This is a genomic window from Tardiphaga sp. P9-11, assembly GCF_008329525.1.
In the GTDB taxonomy this organism is placed as follows: domain Bacteria; phylum Pseudomonadota; class Alphaproteobacteria; order Rhizobiales; family Xanthobacteraceae; genus Tardiphaga.
On the sequence record NZ_NPKQ01000001.1, the window covers coordinates 180,621 to 197,669 of the forward strand.

The 17,049-nt window shown below is 60.7% G+C and carries 15 protein-coding genes and 1 tRNA gene; 11 read left to right on the plus strand and 5 right to left on the minus strand.

The features are described from left to right. Positions 1-138: 138 nt before the first annotated feature. Positions 139-819 carry a TetR/AcrR family transcriptional regulator gene (locus CIW50_RS00805; RefSeq protein ID WP_246664091.1) on the plus strand — a complete coding sequence of 227 codons (681 nt, stop codon included), beginning with the start codon at positions 139-141 and terminating at the stop codon, positions 817-819. 420 nt (positions 820-1,239) lie between these two features. Then, a complete protein-coding gene (locus CIW50_RS00810) occupies positions 1,240-1,920 on the plus strand; it encodes a response regulator (protein ID WP_149529411.1) in 681 nt (226 codons plus the stop codon). A 574-nt stretch (positions 1,921-2,494) separates the two neighbouring features. Here the strand turns inward: CIW50_RS00810 and CIW50_RS00815 are convergent. Both CIW50_RS00815 and CIW50_RS00820 read right to left on the minus strand, forming a co-directional pair. Beyond that, positions 2,495-2,584: transfer RNA gene (locus tag CIW50_RS00815), tRNA-Ser, on the minus strand. A 500-nt stretch (positions 2,585-3,084) separates the two neighbouring features. Continuing rightward, positions 3,085-4,179 carry an ROK family protein gene (locus tag CIW50_RS00820; protein WP_149529412.1) on the minus strand — a complete coding sequence of 365 codons (1,095 nt, stop codon included), beginning with the start codon at positions 4,177-4,179 and terminating at the stop codon, positions 3,085-3,087. Between the two features lie 251 nt (positions 4,180-4,430). Between CIW50_RS00820 and CIW50_RS00825 the strand changes: the two genes are divergently transcribed. Next, on the plus strand, positions 4,431-5,756 hold the full coding sequence (locus tag CIW50_RS00825; protein WP_149530345.1) for a TadE/TadG family type IV pilus assembly protein: 1,326 nt from the start codon (positions 4,431-4,433) through the stop codon (positions 5,754-5,756). A gap of 54 nt (positions 5,757-5,810) precedes the next feature. Here CIW50_RS00825 and CIW50_RS00830 read toward each other — a convergent pair whose 3' ends face one another. Then, a complete protein-coding gene (locus CIW50_RS00830; protein ID WP_149529413.1) occupies positions 5,811-6,704 on the minus strand; it encodes a LysR family transcriptional regulator in 894 nt (297 codons plus the stop codon). A gap of 154 nt (positions 6,705-6,858) precedes the next feature. Here CIW50_RS00830 and CIW50_RS00835 point away from each other — a divergent pair, with 154 nt between their 5' ends. The 4 genes from CIW50_RS00835 to CIW50_RS00850 all read left to right on the plus strand — a co-directional run bounded on the left by CIW50_RS00835 (position 6,859) and on the right by CIW50_RS00850 (position 9,976). Continuing rightward, the gene (locus tag CIW50_RS00835) at positions 6,859-8,022 is read left to right on the plus strand and encodes a mandelate racemase/muconate lactonizing enzyme family protein (RefSeq protein WP_149529414.1); all 1,164 of its coding nucleotides are present in this window, start codon (positions 6,859-6,861) and stop codon (positions 8,020-8,022) included. 382 nt (positions 8,023-8,404) lie between these two features. Beyond that, positions 8,405-8,899: a 50S ribosomal protein L21 gene (gene rplU, locus CIW50_RS00840; RefSeq protein WP_149529415.1), complete on the plus strand. Its 495-nt coding sequence runs from the start codon at positions 8,405-8,407 to the stop codon at positions 8,897-8,899. An 80-nt stretch (positions 8,900-8,979) separates the two neighbouring features. Continuing rightward, entirely contained in the window at positions 8,980-9,252 is a 273-nt protein-coding gene (gene rpmA / locus CIW50_RS00845) for a 50S ribosomal protein L27 (protein WP_068737821.1), read from the plus strand. A 133-nt stretch (positions 9,253-9,385) separates the two neighbouring features. Further along, positions 9,386-9,976 (plus strand): GNAT family N-acetyltransferase, encoded by a 591-nt coding sequence (locus CIW50_RS00850; RefSeq protein WP_149529416.1) that lies wholly within the window; start codon positions 9,386-9,388, stop codon positions 9,974-9,976. A 58-nt stretch (positions 9,977-10,034) separates the two neighbouring features. Here the strand turns inward: CIW50_RS00850 and CIW50_RS00855 are convergent, their stop codons facing one another. Then, positions 10,035-10,952 (minus strand): DMT family transporter, encoded by a 918-nt coding sequence (locus CIW50_RS00855; RefSeq protein ID WP_149529417.1) that lies wholly within the window; start codon positions 10,950-10,952, stop codon positions 10,035-10,037. 161 nt (positions 10,953-11,113) lie between these two features. Between CIW50_RS00855 and obgE the strand changes: the two genes are divergently transcribed. The 3 genes from obgE to CIW50_RS00870 all read left to right on the plus strand — a co-directional run bounded on the left by obgE (position 11,114) and on the right by CIW50_RS00870 (position 13,655). Next, positions 11,114-12,163, plus strand: coding sequence for a GTPase ObgE (gene obgE, locus CIW50_RS00860; protein WP_149529418.1), 1,050 nt, complete (start codon positions 11,114-11,116; stop codon positions 12,161-12,163). Positions 12,164-12,213: 50 nt separating this feature from the next. Continuing rightward, entirely contained in the window at positions 12,214-13,344 is a 1,131-nt protein-coding gene (proB, locus tag CIW50_RS00865) for a glutamate 5-kinase (protein WP_149529419.1), read from the plus strand. A gap of 89 nt (positions 13,345-13,433) precedes the next feature. Continuing rightward, on the plus strand, positions 13,434-13,655 hold the full coding sequence (locus CIW50_RS00870; RefSeq protein ID WP_149529420.1) for a cysteine rich repeat-containing protein: 222 nt from the start codon (positions 13,434-13,436) through the stop codon (positions 13,653-13,655). A 92-nt stretch (positions 13,656-13,747) separates the two neighbouring features. Here the strand turns inward: CIW50_RS00870 and CIW50_RS00875 are convergent, their stop codons facing one another. Then, positions 13,748-15,433, minus strand: coding sequence for an MFS transporter (locus tag CIW50_RS00875; RefSeq protein ID WP_149530346.1), 1,686 nt, complete (start codon positions 15,431-15,433; stop codon positions 13,748-13,750). 164 nt (positions 15,434-15,597) lie between these two features. Between CIW50_RS00875 and CIW50_RS00880 the strand changes: the two genes are divergently transcribed. Further along, a complete protein-coding gene (locus tag CIW50_RS00880; protein WP_149529421.1) occupies positions 15,598-16,974 on the plus strand; it encodes a hydrolase in 1,377 nt (458 codons plus the stop codon). Positions 16,975-17,049 lie beyond the last annotated feature (75 nt).

Here is a 17,049-nt window from a genome sequence, read left to right on the forward strand (position 1 = left end):
ACGTCTCGCGGACGCCCAAGTTGTGACCATTTGGTCGGAAATCTAGACCATGCCGAATTCCTTTGGTCAACTTAAAATGACCATTTGGTCTCTTTTTCGAATTCAGCTATTCAGGAACTTCCGCAACGCGAAGCAAAAATGGCAAAAAAGCCCGTCAAATCAGCCGAGAAACCACCGCGCCGCAACATGCGCGCAGCGGAGCGCGAGCGTTTCATCGTCGATGAGGCCGTGAAGTTTTTCGCCGAACACGGCTTCGGCGGGCAGACGCGTGAACTCGCAAAGCGCATGGGCATCACCCATTCGGCGATCTACCGGCACTTCCCGAGCAAGGAAGCGCTGATCGAACGCGTCTATGAAGAGATCTATCTCAGCCGCTGGTCACCATCGTGGGGCGGGCTGATCCAGGACCGTACGTTGTCACTGCAAGCGCGGCTGTCGCGCTTCTATCTCGAATATGTCGAGCAGGTCTTCGAATACAATTGGGTGCGAATCTTCGTGTTCTCGGGGATGAAGTCGTTCGACATCACCAAGCGTTATCTTCAGATCGTCCGCGATCAGATCATCGAACCGGCCTGCCGTGAACTCCGCCACGATCTGAAGCTGCCCTCAAGCGATCAAGTACCACTGTCCGAGCGCGAGATCGAATTGTTCTGGGGCTTGCACGGCCGCATCTTCTACATGGCCATCCGGCGCTTCGTTTACGACACACCAACACCCGAGCCGCTCGATGACATCGTGAAAGACGCGGTCAGGATGTTTCTTGATGGCTCAAAACAATTGATGCCCGAGCTTGTGCAATCAGCATCACGTCGTTTGTAGCCTCGCACGGTTACTCCCTCTTGCGATCAGTTTCCTAATTGATCCGAAAGCTTGCTATCTGTTGTTGATCCACCTGTATGACCGCTTGGTCGGCCAGCACAGCTACACCAACAGCTTGATCAAGCTGCTCGAGTACAGGAAGCCGAACTACATTTCATCGAGCGCCGTCTTCTCGACGACACTAATGCACGCACTCACGTAGCTTCTTCAGCGCGTTGGGATTGTTGAGAAGCGCCATCATAAGCAGTTGAGTTTGTCGTCCGCGACCACAATGCTGAAAGCAATCTCACATTTTCCGCACGACAGGCTCCTGATTATACCGACGAGGGCGACAAACTCCCGCCTCAAACGTAAACAAACGTTAATCCATGGGCGCTTCGATCAAAGCTGACGCAGAACTGTAGTTGCATAGGACCGCTCATGAGCTGCACCAGCGTGGTGATCGCAGACCGCCATCCTGTAGTTCTGCAAGGTTTGACGAGCGTGCTTGAAGCGCAAAGCGGCTTCAAGGTTGTCGCATGCTGCAGTACGGGCACGAGCTGTATCGAAGCGATTCGAAACTTAGCGCCGGACATCGCCGTTATCGACATCGCAATGCCAGGCCTGACCGGGCTGGAAATCATTGCCATCGCTAACTCCGAAGGACTTTCCACGCGTGTCGTCTTTTTCACCGCCGTTGTTGAAGATCCCCAACTGGTTTTAGCGACCGCAGCTGGTGTCTACGGCGTCATCCAGAAGGACGTGGCCCTCGAAACCTTGGTGCGTTCGTTGCGGGAGGTCGCGACTGGCCAAAGGCTGTTGCCACTACCCTCAGTCGATCACGTTATACCCGAACAAAAGAATAGCGCGATCACAGAGAGTGTACTGACGGTGCTGACAGAGCGCGAGCGTCAGATCATGCATCTGGTCTCCGAGGGATTGTCGAACAAGGAGATTGGGCGCCGGCTGAATATTGCTGATGGCACCATCAAGCAGCATCTCCATCACATCTATCAGAAACTTGAAATCAATAACCGGACAGTGCTTGCGGCCCTTGCCATATTGCACAACGCACGTGGCGGCTTCCTTGAGGATCAGGCTCTGCCGGTTCATTGTAATTGAGCGTGAACAGTCCCGCGCTCGCCCGGGCGCCACTTCCAGTGTTGGATTGATCACGGTGAAAGCATGTCGTTCGCTCAATGTGCTTTTATCCGGTACGCTGCCAGATCCTACATGACGGCCACGCTTGACCGTTCGCCAGATCGTCTGTCCTGATCGCCGATCATCAATTTTCGAAATTGCGGTGGCACTATCAATCGAGGAAGCGGACATTCCTGCTCTTGAGGAAGGTCGAATGGTCAGGCCCTTCGCCATCGGGGGCTAACCGCCAACCGAACGGTAAGCGAGGTTCAGGGTAACCTCGTCACGCGTCGCTCATCCATTCGGCGAGTTTCAGCGCACACAGGTGTTTGCTTCGTTCGACTTACGTGTGCCCACACCAAAATGCTTTTCCCGCATGCCCACGGCCTCGAGAAGGTCGTTCGGAACGCGCTTCCGGAACCGACAATAGCTGCAATCGGGATGCTTCTAGGGGCGCGTCATTGCTAAGGTCAATGTGTCCACCCGCGCGCACCAATCGGACGAAAAAATCTCTAAAAATCAGCGGCTTGATGGTTTCGTTGGCTCCTTGCGGACTTGGCGGAGAGGGGGGGATTCGAACCCCCGATGGGCTTGCACCCATGCCGCATTTCGAGTGCGGTACAATCAACCACTCTGCCACCTCTCCAAGGCGCCAAGGCCCGCGGTCGCCCGCAGGTGGTTGGCGGTGTTCTAGGCGAGGATGACTCGGCAGACAAGCCGGCGAACGGGAATTTCCGCGATCTTTGTCATGCCCGGTCAAGTCGCCGATGGCAGAGGCTTTGCGCACGCCGGGTAGCCAGAACGCCAGCAGAGCCCCTCGCGAAACGCCTTCTTCCCGGCGCTGGGCATAAGCCATCGGTTTCATTAGGGTTTTGGGAGATCATCAGCCTGCGGAAGCCCCCTCGACCCGCTCCGGCACCTCCTCGTTCGTTGCGCTCAAGCTGTGATCGCCATAGGGCACGATGGCTTCCCCCTCGAGCGAGTTCACAACGATGCTTGTCCTGCCTGCACCTACGCGGCGCCACTGGCCCTGCGGGTCCCTTTGCTGATGCAACACCGGCCGATGACCTGCGCGTAAAGCGCGAGGAGCTGAAGGACCAAAGATTCTGCATCCGGGCGGCTGCGGCGGCCGGGCAAGCGTCAAGCTCAATCCTTGCCCTTCTTCGCCTTCTTGTCGTCCTTCTCTCTCTTGCGGTTGGTGAAGCGAGCATTGCCCAGCCCCGTTCCGATCGTCAACACGCCCCAGCGTTCGAAGTCTTGCATGAAGGGCACTTCGCTCAGACCTTGTACAACGCCGTCATTATGCATCAACACTGCAGTGTCGTGATCGCCGATCTGCGGAATGCCTTCGATCAGCAAGGCCGGCAGATTGAACTTGCTGCTTTCCCAATTGCCCGGAAGATTCTGCGCTCCCTTCTCGATGGTGCCGTCTTCTTTGATCACGCCGGGGCACGAAATGCCGATGAACGGCGCCAGCTTGAAGCCTTCTTTCTCGGCGGCGCTGATCAGATCTTTCAACATCTTCACCAGACGTTTCACCGCGCCTTCGCGCGTCGGCTCGTCATCGGCATGTTTCCAGAGATCGGATTTCCACACCGCGGCCTTGGAGAGATTCTTGGATTTCTTCCATGCGGTTTCGACCACGCCACAACGGATGTTGGAGCCGCCGATGTCGACCGCGAGAATGCTGTCGTAACCTTCGAAAATCCACGACGGCGCCAGATGCAGGCAGCCGATCAGACCGGCTTCATCGGGATGAAAACGGATCGGCACCAGATCGACCTTGAGGCCTTCGGCTTTAAGCATGATGTCGGCACGTGCAATCGCGAGCTCGCCTACGCGACTTTGCCGGAAACCGCCGCCAACCACGATACATTCGGTATCAGCCCAGGATTTTGTCTTGAAGAAACGCCGGACCACGTAAGCCAATTCCTGGGCGAACTCCTCGATCGCGCCATGCACCAGCGCTGCTGCCGGCGAATCGTCGCCGCGCAGAATCTCATCGAGGCTAGATTTGCTGATCTCGTTGGCGGCTTTCTCGCCGAGCGGATCCTCGCCGTTTTTCTTCAGCGGCTTGCGCAGATCGTCCAGAATTTTTTGAAATGCGCCCTTGCTCGCCCGGTCGCCGAGAAAGCCGTCATCGTCCTTCAACTCGATGTTGAAAGTATCCACGTCAACGGATGGCAGCCGTTTGGCACCATGATTGCCGATGCCCACGGTCGTCATTGCTTCTTCGGCCATATTGCCCCTGCCAAACTAGAATCACACGATAATGCCCGGGGAGCCGGTTTGTTTCATCACCGCGCCAAGACGTCCGTTGACGCTCCCTTGCGCTGATCCTGCGCGCCAATTTCGACGATGCCGGTAGGATATCTTTAACTAACTAACCCCAGCAGCGCCCAAGTCACGACCTTTCCGCGATCGGTCTAACGATAAATTTATCAGCGCAGGTAATTGTCTCCGCATTCATACAGGTGCTTTTGATGCTTTTGATGCTGAAGTCATTTCTCGGGCTAGCTGATCGTTTTCGTCGCGACCGGCGCGGCAATGTCGCGATCATATTCGCGATCACATGCATACCCCTTATTTCCATGGTTGGCGCCGCGATTGACTATACGCGCGCACTACAGATCAGATCTCAACTGCAAGCCGCTATTGATACTGCCAGCGTCGGCTCCATCGTGCAGAAGTCTGCTGCATTTATTACCGCAGGTTCGATGGCAGCAGACGGCCCCGTCCCCGGCGGCGACGTCGATGCAATCAATATTTTCAAGGGCAACACATCAGGCAGGACCGGTTTCACGCTGACCAGCACGACAGCGACCGTCAATCGCGCCAACGGCGTCGTGACGGCCTCGATGCAATTCTCGGCGGATGTGCCGACCAGTCTCACATCCGTCATGGGCTTTTCCAAGATGACCGTCACCGGCAGTTCTGTCGCGACAGCGACGATGCCTAACTATATCGATTTCTATCTGCTGCTCGACAATTCGCCATCCATGGGCGTCGGCGCAACACCGGCCGACGTGGCTATGATGGTCAAAAACACGTCAGACAGCTGCGCCTTTGCGTGCCATGACCTCAACAACACCAACAACTACTACAATCTCGCCAAGACACTTGGCGTGACCACTCGCATCGACGTGCTGCGTACGGCCACCCAAAAATTGATGGATACCGCGGCCAGTACGCAGACCTATTCCAATCAATTCCGCATGGCAATCTACGACTTCGGCGCTGCCGCCTCGACGTCCGGTTTGAGAGCCCTGTTCTCATTGTCGTCCAGCCTCTCGAGTGCGAAGACGGCGGCCGGAAATATCGACTTGATGACGGTGAACGGCCAGAACGACAACAACGATCAGGACACAGGCTACAGCGCCATATTCCCGGCGATCAACACAGCCATCAGCGCGCCCGGAGCCGGTACAGCCGGTGCACCGCTCAAATATCTCTTCTTCGTATCCGACGGCGTGGCCGACGAATACAATCCAAGCAACTGCCTGAAGCCGACGACGGGTGGACGATGCCAGTCGCCGATCAATCCGGCGCTTTGCACCACGTTGAAGAATCGCGGCATCAAGATTGCCGTGCTCTACACGACCTACCTCGCACTTCCGACCAATGCCTGGTACAATAGCTGGATCGCGCCATTCAACGCTGGTCCTTACGGACCTTCACCCAACAGCCAGATCGCCAGCAACATGCAGAGCTGTGCTTCGCCAGGCTTCTATTTTGAGGTCAGCCCGACCCAGGGCATCTCGGAAGCGATGACCGCACTGTTTCAACGTGCCGTCGCCGATGCGCGCGTGAGTCGCTAACCGGGCAACGCGATCCATCTTTAAGATCATGCCCTACTGCACCGGAGCGAATTTTCATTCGCTCGCGCTTTCCTTCAGGCTTTCCAGCAGCAATTGTGCCGGCCGACTTAGGCCCTTGTCGCGCACGGCGACGACGAATTGCCGCCTCGCCCAGTCATTGCTGAGCGGGATGACTTTCAGCCCAAGCGTCTGCTGGATGGTGGAGGCTTCTTCCTGAGGGATGATGGCGACGGCGAGTTGTGCGGCGACGATGCGATAGGCAGCGTCAACGGTGGAGACCTGAATGCGGTAGCGCATCTGCTTGCCGGCCGCCGCTGCGACGCTGCGCTGCATCGTCTGCATGATGCTGCGCGCAACGATATCGACGTGTTCAAAGTCGATCGTATCCTCGAACGACACAGACCCGCGTTCGGCCAGCGGATGATCGGGATGAACCACCACGGCGAGATGATCGCGGTGATATGGAAACGTCCTGAGGCCACGCAGATCGACGGCATCCCAGCAGACGCCGATATCGGCACGCCCTTCCTCGACGCCGCGCACAACTTCCCAGATCTCGCGCTCCTCAAGACTGACGCGCACGTCGCGATAGCGCTTGGCGAACAGGCTGATATCTTCCGGCAACACTTGGGCCACCGCCGATTTCGAGGCGAACACACGTACGTGTCCTTGCACGCCGTCGGCGAAGGCACCGAGTTCAGCCTGCATCCGGTCGAGCAATTGCAGCGACTCGCGCGCGTAACGACACAGCGCGTCACCGGCCGCCGTCACCGTAACGCCGCGGCGACCGCGTACGAGCAACTGTACGCCGGCCTCCTGCTCCATCTGGCTGATGCGCTTGCTCACCGCCGAGGGCACGATGGCCTCGCGCTTGGCGGCATTGGCGATATTGCGCTCTTCGCAGACAGCAATGAACCGACGAAGCGACACGGGATCGAAGCTGCGCATGGGGTCTCCGGATGGCTCCAGCCATCTTATATGGGAACCTCAAAGATGAATATTGACCATTTCAGAGATGGCTTATTTTGGCATATGCCATCTCAAACTGGTCGCAAGTCGGCCTCAAGTATCTGAAGACCGCCTCAGGAAAGTCACAGGATCCATGCGCATCGTCGACATCCGGGAGCGCACCGCTCCGATCGCCTCCCCCATCGCTAACGCCTTCATCGACTTCAGCAAAATGACCCTCAGCCTGGTCGCCGTGGTCACCGACGTGATCCGCGACGGCAAGCCGGTGATTGGCTACGGCTTCAACTCCAACGGCCGCTACGGCCAGGGCGGGTTGATCCGCGAGCGCTTCGCGCCGCGTATTCTCGAAGCCAAGCCCGACAGCTTGATCGACGCCTCGGGCAACAATATCGACCCGCACAAGGTGTGGGCCACCATGTTCACCAACGAGAAGCCGGGCGGCCATGGCGAGCGCTCGGTCGCCATTGGCACCATCGACATGGCGGTGTGGGACGCGGTCGCCAAGATCGCCGGCAAGCCACTGTTCCGTTTGCTTGCCGAGCGTTATGGCACCACCGCGGATCCGAAGGTCTTCGTTTATGCCGCCGGCGGCTATTACTATCCCGGCAAGGGCCTCGAAGGCCTCGCCTCGGAAATGAAGGGCTATCTCGATCGCGGTTACAATGTCGTGAAGATGAAGATCGGCGGCGCGCCGCTCGCCGACGACTGCAAGCGCATCGAATATGTGCTGAAACTGCTTCCGGCAGGGGCCAAACTCGCTGTCGACGCCAATGGCCGCTTCGATCTCGACACTGCCGTGGCGTATGCCAAGGCACTGCGCGAATACGACCTGTTCTGGTACGAGGAAGCCGGCGATCCACTCGATTACGACTTGCAGGCCAAGCTCGCCGAGCATTACCCCGGCCCGATGGCCACCGGCGAGAACCTGTTCTCGATGCAGGACGCGCGCAACCTGATCCGTTACGGCGGCATGCGTTCGGGCCGCGACTGGCTGCAATTCGACTGCGCGCTCTCTTACGGTCTCGTCGAATATCTTCGCACTCTGGAAATGCTGAAGAGCTACGGCTGGTCATGGCGCCGCTGCATCCCCCATGGCGGTCACCAGATGTCGCTCAATATCGCGGCAGGTCTGGGCCTCGGCGGCAACGAGTCTTATCCGGACCTGTTTCAGCCTTATGGCGGGTTTCCGGACGGGGTGAAGGTCGAGAACGGTCATATCGTGATGCCGGAACTCCCGGGCATCGGCTTCGAGGGCAAGTCCGACTTGATCAAGGAAATGCGCAGCTTGGCGTCCTAAAGACAGCTAGTCGGCGCTAAGCTCCTGATCGGTAAATAGAACTCCGCCAGGGCCGGGCCTGACCCGGCCATCCATCTTCCTTCGTCACGCGCCGCAAAGGTGAATCCCGGGGTAAAGCCCTGGGACGACAGCGGAGGGCGAGGATGTCGCCAAGACCCTGTTTTTGGCCCGTTTTCCTTGACTCCCCTCTTTCACCCTCTATAAAGCACCCTTCGGCGCAAGCTTTGTCTCGCGCCGATTGTTTTTGCGTGGGGTCGCAACGTCGACCGAAAAGCGCGAAAGCAGCGACTTCAATAGAAGTCGCAGCAAACCCTTATCGACTGAACAAGAAGCCGTCCCGGATCTGATCCGAGGATGGGATCGAACACGAAGGAATATAACGATGTTCGCAGTCATCAAAACCGGCGGCCGGCAATACCGCGTCGTTCCGGATGATGTGCTCGAGATTGGCAAGATCGCCGGCGATGTCGGAACGATCGTGCAGCTTGGTGAAGTTCTCGTACTGGGCGGTGATACGCCTGTGCTCGGCCTGCCTTTGGTGGCTGGTGCGTCGGTTGCGGCCGAAGTGCTCGATCACAAGCGCGGCCCCAAGGTCATCTCTTTCAAGAAGCGCCGCCGCAAGAATTCGAAGCGCAAGCGTGGCTACCGTGACGAGCTCACGCTGATCCGCATCACCGAGATCCTGGCCGACGGCAAGGCGCCGACGATCGGACCTCGCCCGAAGCGTGAGAAGCCGGTCGTGGCCGTTCCAGTTGATGGCGACGAAGCTCCTGCCAAGAAGGCACCGGCGAAGAAGGCCGCTGCTCCGAAGGCAGCCGCCGCCAAGCCTGCTGCAGCCAAGAAGCCGGCAGCGAAGAAAAAGCCCGCCGCGGAATAAGCCGCTGCGAAAAGTTGAGAATCTGTGAGACAATTCCTTCAAGGAATTGATCTAGAACTTATCGAGATTGGAGACGGGCTATGGCTCATAAAAAAGCAGGCGGTTCATCGCGCAACGGTCGCGATTCAGCTGGCAAGCGCCTCGGCGTGAAGGCGTTCGGCGGCGAACGCGTGATCCCCGGTAACATCATTGCGCGTCAGCGCGGCACCACCTGGCACCCCGGCCTTAATGTTGGCATGGGCACAGACCATACCCTGTTCGCCAAGGTCGAAGGCCACGTGGAGTTTCGCGCCAAATCGAACGGCCGCACTTTCGTATCGGTACTCCCGATTACTGAAGCCGCGGCCGAATAAACGGTGGACACATTGGAGTCCGCCGGGTCCTGTTGAACCGGCGGAGCGCCAGAATTGGGCTCCAGGGGAGGCGGGAAACCGGCCTCCCCTTCTCGTTTGGTGCGTCGCTTCGGGGCGCACACAGGAGCCCGAGATGTTGCAGGATATTCCGACGCCGATATTGAGAGAAACCAGAGGCTGCGTCCTCGAGACCGAACGGCTGGCCTTGCGCAAGCCGACACTCGCGGACGTAAAAGCCATCGCGCTTCTCGCCAATGATCGCCGCATCGCCGAGATGACGCGTCGCCTGCCCTTCCCGTATCAGCAGGATCACGCCATCGACTTCGTCAATTCATTGAGCGGAACGGCAAGCGAAAGCGTGTTCCTGATCGAACTCGATCGTCGCCCGATCGGCATGGTTGGGATCGACTGGCGCGAAGTCGAATCACCGGAGCTCGGCTACTGGCTTGGCGTCGACCACTGGGGCCAGGGTTTTGCCACCGAAGCTGCGCGCGCCGCGATTGATTACGCCTTTGACGAATTCGACATCGAGCACCTGATCTCGGGTGCGCGCGTGGCCAATCCGTCGTCGCGCAACATCCTGGAGAAGTGCGGCTTTCAGTGGAGCGGTGTTCAACTGCACCGCTTCGAAGCCATCGGCTCATCGACGCCGGTGGATTGCTTCAAGCTGACGCGCGGCGTGTGGTCGTCGCTGAAGAACTGGGGAACGTCGACGCGGAGATAGTGTCTTCCCCTCTCCCCCGGAGCAGCGAAGCTGCGACAGGTGGGAGAGGGAAGAAGCGTCACACTGCCGGCGGCACTTCGTCGGCGATCTTTCCGAGCTGCTGCTCGCGCAGGAAGATATAGAGCCCCGCCGCGATAATGACCGCGGCGCCGATCAGCGTCGCCCATGACGGCAATTCGCCGAACACGAGATAGCCGAAGATCACCGCCCAGATGATCATCGAATACTGATACGGCACCACGGTGCTGGCCGGCGCCAGCTTCAGCGAGCGATTGACGCAGAGCAGCGCGCAGACCGAGACGATGCCCGCCAAAAAAAACAGGCTGAGATCGCGCAGATCGGGCGTCACCCAACCGAATGTCGTGAGTACCGCGCCAAACGTGAAAGTGCCGATGAACTGCGTCGTCGCCAGCACCACGTCGGGTGCGGACCGCAGCGAGCGGGTGATCAGCATCAGCGCGGCAAAGGACAGGCTGCCGCCAAGCGCGATCAGCGCCGGCCATGTCACGGTCTGCGCCGAGGGCTGCAGCGCGATCAGCACGCCACAAAAGCCGACAAAGATCGCGCTCCAGCGCCGCCAGCCGACGGATTCGCGCAGAAAGATCGCGGAGCCCGCGGTAACGAAAATCGGACAGGCGAGATAATAGGTGATGACATCCGCCAGCGGCAGATAGGCCGCCGCCCAGAAGAACGCCGCGACTTCCAGCGTCGACAAGACCACGCGAATGAGCTGCAGGCCCGGCCGGTCGAGCCGCAGGAAATCCCCGCGATGACGCCAGATCGACGGCGCCAGCAGCGCCAGCGCCGCGCAGGCGCGCAGCAGCATCAATTGCCCGACCGAATAGGTGCCGACCAAGAACTTACCGATCGCATCGCCGCAGGAGAACATGCAGATGCCGATGAGCATCAGGCCGATACCGGCCAGCCGGGCGGCACGATTGTCGGCCGCGGTCGAAATGGTCGCAAACATGCCTATATGAGCCTTTAGGTAAGCTTCTGGGCGCGGGCTTGGTTAACAGCACTATGCGTCTTTAGGACGCCATCACATACGCAGCAAGGCCGGAAAATAAGGGCTTTTCGCGATGTGCCGGCCATGAAGTGGTTGCCGCGACCACCCCCCTGCGATACGGATACGTCATGAAATTCCTCGATGAAGCCAAGGTTTACATTCGCTCCGGCGACGGCGGAAACGGCTGCGTGGCCTTTCGCCGCGAGAAGTATATCGAATTCGGCGGTCCCTCCGGCGGCAATGGCGGCCGCGGCGGTGATGTGATCATCGAAGTCGTCGATGGCCTCAACACGCTGATCGATTATCGCTACCAGCAACACTTCAAGGCGCCGCGCGGCGTCAATGGCATGGGCAAGGACCGCCACGGCGCCAACGGCAAGCCGATCACGCTCAAAGTTCCGGTCGGCACGCAGATCATTGATGAGGATCGCGAGACGCTGATCCACGACTTCACCAAGCTTGGCGAGACCTATGTGCTGGCCGAAGGCGGTAATGGCGGCTTCGGCAATGCGCATTTCAAGTCATCGACCAACCGCGCGCCGCGCAATGCCAATCCCGGCCAGCCCGGCGAAGAACGCTGGATCTGGCTGCGGCTGAAACTGATCGCGGATGCAGGCCTCGTCGGATTGCCGAATGCCGGCAAGTCCACATTCCTGTCCAAGGTTTCGGCTGCGCGGCCGAAGATCGCCGACTATCCATTCACGACGCTGCACCCACAGCTCGGCGTGGTTGATGTCGATGCGCGCGAATTCGTGCTGGCCGATATTCCCGGTCTGATCGAAGGCGCACATGAGGGCGCCGGTCTCGGCGATCGCTTCCTCGGCCATGTCGAGCGCTGTCGTGTTCTGCTGCATCTCATCGATGCGACCTGCGAACATGCCGGCAAAGCCTACAAGACCGTCCGCGGCGAACTCGATGCCTATGAAGGCGACCTCGCCAACAAGGTCGAGATCGTCGCGCTCAACAAGATCGATGCGGTCGAACCGGACGAGTTGAAGAAGCAGAAGGACCGGCTGAAGCGCGCAGCGAAGCAGACGCCGCTGCTGATCTCGGGCGCGACGGGCGAAGGCGTGCCGGAAGCATTGCGTGCGCTGGTCGCAGTGATCGGCGAAGCGCCGGTGTCGGACAAGGCCAAGAGCGCAGCGCAGTCTGCACCATGGGCACCGGCTACGAACTGATCTGCCTCTTTTGTCCGTCCAAGCATCACACGTCCTGCCAAAGCCACATCATGTCGCGCCCCGAGCTGAAGAACTTTCGCCGTATCGTCGTCAAGGTCGGCTCGTCGCTGCTGATCGATTCAGCCGCCGGCGAAGTCAGGGCCAAGTGGCTCGCGGCGCTTGCCGCTGACATCGCCAAGCTTCATGCCGACGGCCGCGACGTGCTCGTGGTCTCATCAGGCTCGATCGCGCTCGGCCGCAGCCGGCTCAAATTGCCGCGCGGCCCGCTGAAGCTCGAAGAGAGCCAGGCCGCGGCTGCCGTCGGACAGATCGCGCTCGCGCGCATCTGGTCGGAAGTGCTGGGGCATCACGGCATCGGCGCCGGGCAGATTCTCGTGACGCTGCAGGACACAGAGGAACGTCGCCGCTACCTCAATGCGCGCTCGACCATCGGCAAGTTGCTCGAATGGCGGGCCGTACCGATCATCAACGAGAACGACACGGTCGCGACCAACGAGATCCGTTATGGCGACAATGACCGCCTCGCGGCGCGCGTCGCCACCATGGCCTCCGCCGACCTGCTGGTGCTGCTGTCGGACATCGACGGACTCTACACCGCGCCACCCGGTGCCAATCCCGATGCGAAGCTTATTCCCATCGTTGAGAGCGTCACCGCCGAGATCGAGGGCATGGCCGGCGCTGCCGAGTCTGAGTTGTCGCGCGGCGGCATGTACACCAAGATCGAGGCTGCGAAGATCGCGACCACCGCGGGCACGCATATGATCATCGCTTCCGGCAAGGCGGACCATCCGCTGCAGAGGATCACCGATGGCGGCCTGTGCACTTGGTTCCTGACGCCCGCTAATCCCGTAACGGCACGCAAGCGCTGGATTGCAGGATCGCTGGAACCAAAAGGCACGCTGACGATTGATGCGGGCGCCGTCACCGCGCTGCGTGCCGGCAAGAGTCTCCTGCCCGCCGGCGTCATCAAGGTTGAAGGCGATTTCGCTCGCGGCGATGCCGTGATCGTGCGCGGACCGGATACGCATGAAATCGGCCGCGGCCTTGTGGCCTATGACGCTGACAATGCCGAGAAGATCAAAGGCCGCTCATCGCCGGACGTGATGGTCATCCTGGGCATCACCGGCCGTGCGGAAATGATCCATCGCGACGATCTCGTAATTTCGGGATCGCGTAGCTAAAGCGCTATACGTCGTCATCATTGCGCCATTCCCGCGTACTTCGTTGCGCGCCGTACAGCTAGATAACCAATATTCCAGGAGACAATTTCATGACCCGACTTTTGATCATCCCGTTCCTGCTGATCGCAACGTCCGCTTTCGCCCAGAGCGGCAATACCGTTACCAATCAATCGGCCTGCTCCCGCGACGTCTCGCGTTTCTGCCGCGCCAAGATAAATGACGGCGACATGGTCGTGCTCGACTGCCTCAAGGAGCATCGCTCCAAGCTCGGCAAGGCCTGCGCGAAAGTCCTCACTGACAACAATCAGTAAGACCAGCTCGCCTCGCAGCATCGATCCGGACGACGTACTATCCTCCTGTCGTCCCGGCGCTTGCCGGGACAACGGGAGTTACCGGGCAACCTTCAGCCGCTGCTGCCGGCCGGCGTTGCGACGGGAAGCACTTCGGTCGCGGCGCGATCCGGCGTATCGTCTTTCCAGCGCACCGAACCGAACGGCCGCTCCAGCATGCGACGCACGCGGATTGGATCGGGACCGAGATGAAAATCGCTGGCGCGCTGATACAGCGCGCGCTCTGACAGAGTTGCGCGATTGCGCTGGCGCAAGAAATCGAGCCAGGTCGGGCAATGATAACGCTCGGTCCATAGTTCGGGATCGGCGATGTCGCGCGCAATCGACCAGCCATAGGCGCCGTTGCGCTGGCGCGAGAGCTGCACGTCCTGCATCACACCGTGGAACGCCCGCGCACTTTCCTGATCCACGCGATATTCGATCTCCACCACCAGCGGGCCGCTGCGCGCTGTGAGCTGTAGCTGTACTTCGGGATCAGCCAGCGTCTCGGCATCCTCATCGCGTGCGCCGGTCGGCGGCATCCGCAGAAATAGGCCGAATACCGGCGAGAGAAACATCGCCCCGCCGGACACCAGCAACGCGGCTTCGACACCGATGACGTCGGTAAGATGTCCCCAGCCCCAACTCCCGATCGCAATGCCGCCGGCGATAGCAGCCTGGAATGCGGCGAGCGAGCGCCCGGCGACCCAGCGCGGAGCCGACAGTTGCACACCGATATTGAACAGCGCGACCGCCAGCATCCAGACCGAGCCGGCCACCACCAGCGCCGCCGCGGTGATGACCGGCTCGCTGCTGACCGCGACAACTGCAATCGCGACGCCCATGATCAGCGCACAGGTCCGGATCGAACTTTCGCCGCTCAGATGCTTGCGCACATGACCGATATTCATCGCGCCGATCACCGCGCCCATGCCGAAGGCACCGAGCATGATGCCATAGGTCTGCGCGCCGCCATGCAGCAGGTCGCGTGCGACCAGCGGCATCAGCGCCGACACCGAACCACCGCAAATGCCGGTGATCAGCGTGCGCGTCAGCACGATCTTGATCGACGGCGAATTGGCAATGTAGCGCACGCCGGACACGATGGCCCGGCTCAGCCGCTCACGCGGCAGCCGCGACACATCGACCTTGCGACGCCACAGGAACAGCACCATCAGCAACGGGATGTACAGCACCGCATTGGCCGCGAAGGCCGCGACGGCGCCGGCGGTGGCGACCACGATGCCGCCGATTGCCGGGCCGAAACTGCGCGCGATATTGTAGCTGATGCCGTTCAGCGCCACGGCGGATGGCAGTACCTCCGGCGGCACCTGCTCGCCCACTGAGGATTGCCAGGCCGGTCCGAACAGCGCCATGCCGCTGCCGATGATGAAACAGAAGGCGAGCAGGATGTTCGGCGTGATGTGACCGGTCCAGTCCAGCATGGTCAGTACGCAGGCGCCGACCAGCGACAGCACCAGCGAAGCCAGCGACACGACACGGCGGTCATACATGTCGGCCACGGCACCAGCCGGCATCGAGATCAGCATGATCGGCAGCATCAAGGCAGTCTGTACGAGTGCCACCTTGTCGGCCGACGCGGTCATCTGCGTCATCGCCCAGGCCGCGCCCACGCTCTGGATCATCAGGCCCAGATTGGACAGCAGGCTGGCCAGCCAGATCCGCCGGAACACCGCAAACCGCAGCGGGGCGGCGATGCCGTCGGAGGGAAGAACCACTGGTTTCGCTGCTTCGGCCATCATCGTCCCGTCGTCTGCTGCAGATAGCGACTGCAGGGCCATGCGGGGCCTGATTCCCCGCGGGCATATCAAACTGATGCCTGCGAAACGCGTTGTCTGTCCAGTGCCTGCTCCGCTATCACAGCAGCAAGCGCCGGACGTGCGCAGATAGAGGGAGACCAGCCATGGCGCTGTCGCGACGGACCATCCTTACAGGCGCAGCGATGCTGCCGCTGGCTGCCCATGCGCTCCGTTTCGAGGCTGCAGCACAGACCGCCCCCGGCACGCCGGCCAGTTCCGACATTCCACCGATCCTCTTCGTCCACGGCAATGGCGACCATGCGGCGCTCTGGATGACGCAGATCTGGCGCATGGAATCCAACGGCATCCCGCGCAACCGGCTGATGGCGCTCAACTTCACCGATCCGCTGGCGCGCTCCGATGATGCTGTGGCGCAGCAGGGCCGCTCTTCCACCGAAGACCAGCGCCGCGAGCTCGGTGAAGCCATCGCGGAACTGAAAAAGCGCACGGGTGCGGCGAAAGTGGCGCTGGTTGCCAACTCGCGCGGCGGCAATGCCGTGCGCAATTACATCAAGAACGGCGGCAGCGCCGATGTCAGCCACGCCGTGTTGTGCGGCACGCCCAATCACGGCGTGTTCGACGGAACCGACAGCCCCGGCAGCGAATTCAATGGCCGCAGCCCGTTCCTCAAGAGCCTCAATCCCGGAGAGGGCCCTGAGGTGACCGAAGGCACCGCCTTCCTCACCCTCCGCAGCGACGGCATCGACAAATATGCGCAGGCCGATGGTCGCCTGCTCGGCAAACCAGGCGTGGCCACCGGCGTCACCTCCGATGGTCCGGCGCTGCGCGGTGCGACGAATCTCGTGCTCGGCGCCGTCGATCATCGCGAGACCGGCTTTCACCCCCGCGCCTTCCGCGAAATCTACAAATTCATTGCGGGCCGCGAGCCAGCGCGGATCGATATCGCGCCGGAGAATGACGTGAAGATCGGCGGCCTCGTCACCGGTACTCCCGGCGGCGTGCCGACCAATCGGCCAGTCGCGGATGCCCTGGTCGAGGTCTATCGCGTGGCGCCGGAGAGTGGTGAACGGGTCGGCGCGGCGCTCTATGCGGCCCGCACGTCCGCCGATGGTCGCTGGGGTCCGGTTCAGGTCGAGCCGACATGGCCGCTCGAAATCGTGCTCACGTCGGCTGGCGCGCCGATCACGCATTCCTATCGCTCGCCATTCCCCCGTTCGTCGGACGTCGTGCATCTGCGCGCCGGCCGTGCACCGGGACCCGCCGATGCGAATGCCGGCGCCGTGGTCTCGATGTCGCGCGTGCGCGGCTATTTTGGATTACCCCGCGATGTCGTGCTGCTCGACGGCAAGGAACCGACCGACGTGAAAGCCGGCGTGCCCACGGATTCGCTCTCGACCATCCGCCTTCCCGCCACGGACATCGGCCGCCCGGTAATAGCTATCTTCAATCAGGAACGGATCATTGCGCGCGCCTGGCCGACGTCGGAGAACCGGATCACGGTGGCGGAATTCAGCGAGTAGCCGGGAGACCACCGTTCGCCTTCATGGCGCCCGGATTTGCAGCTGCTATAGTGGGGCCACACTCAGCGCCCCATT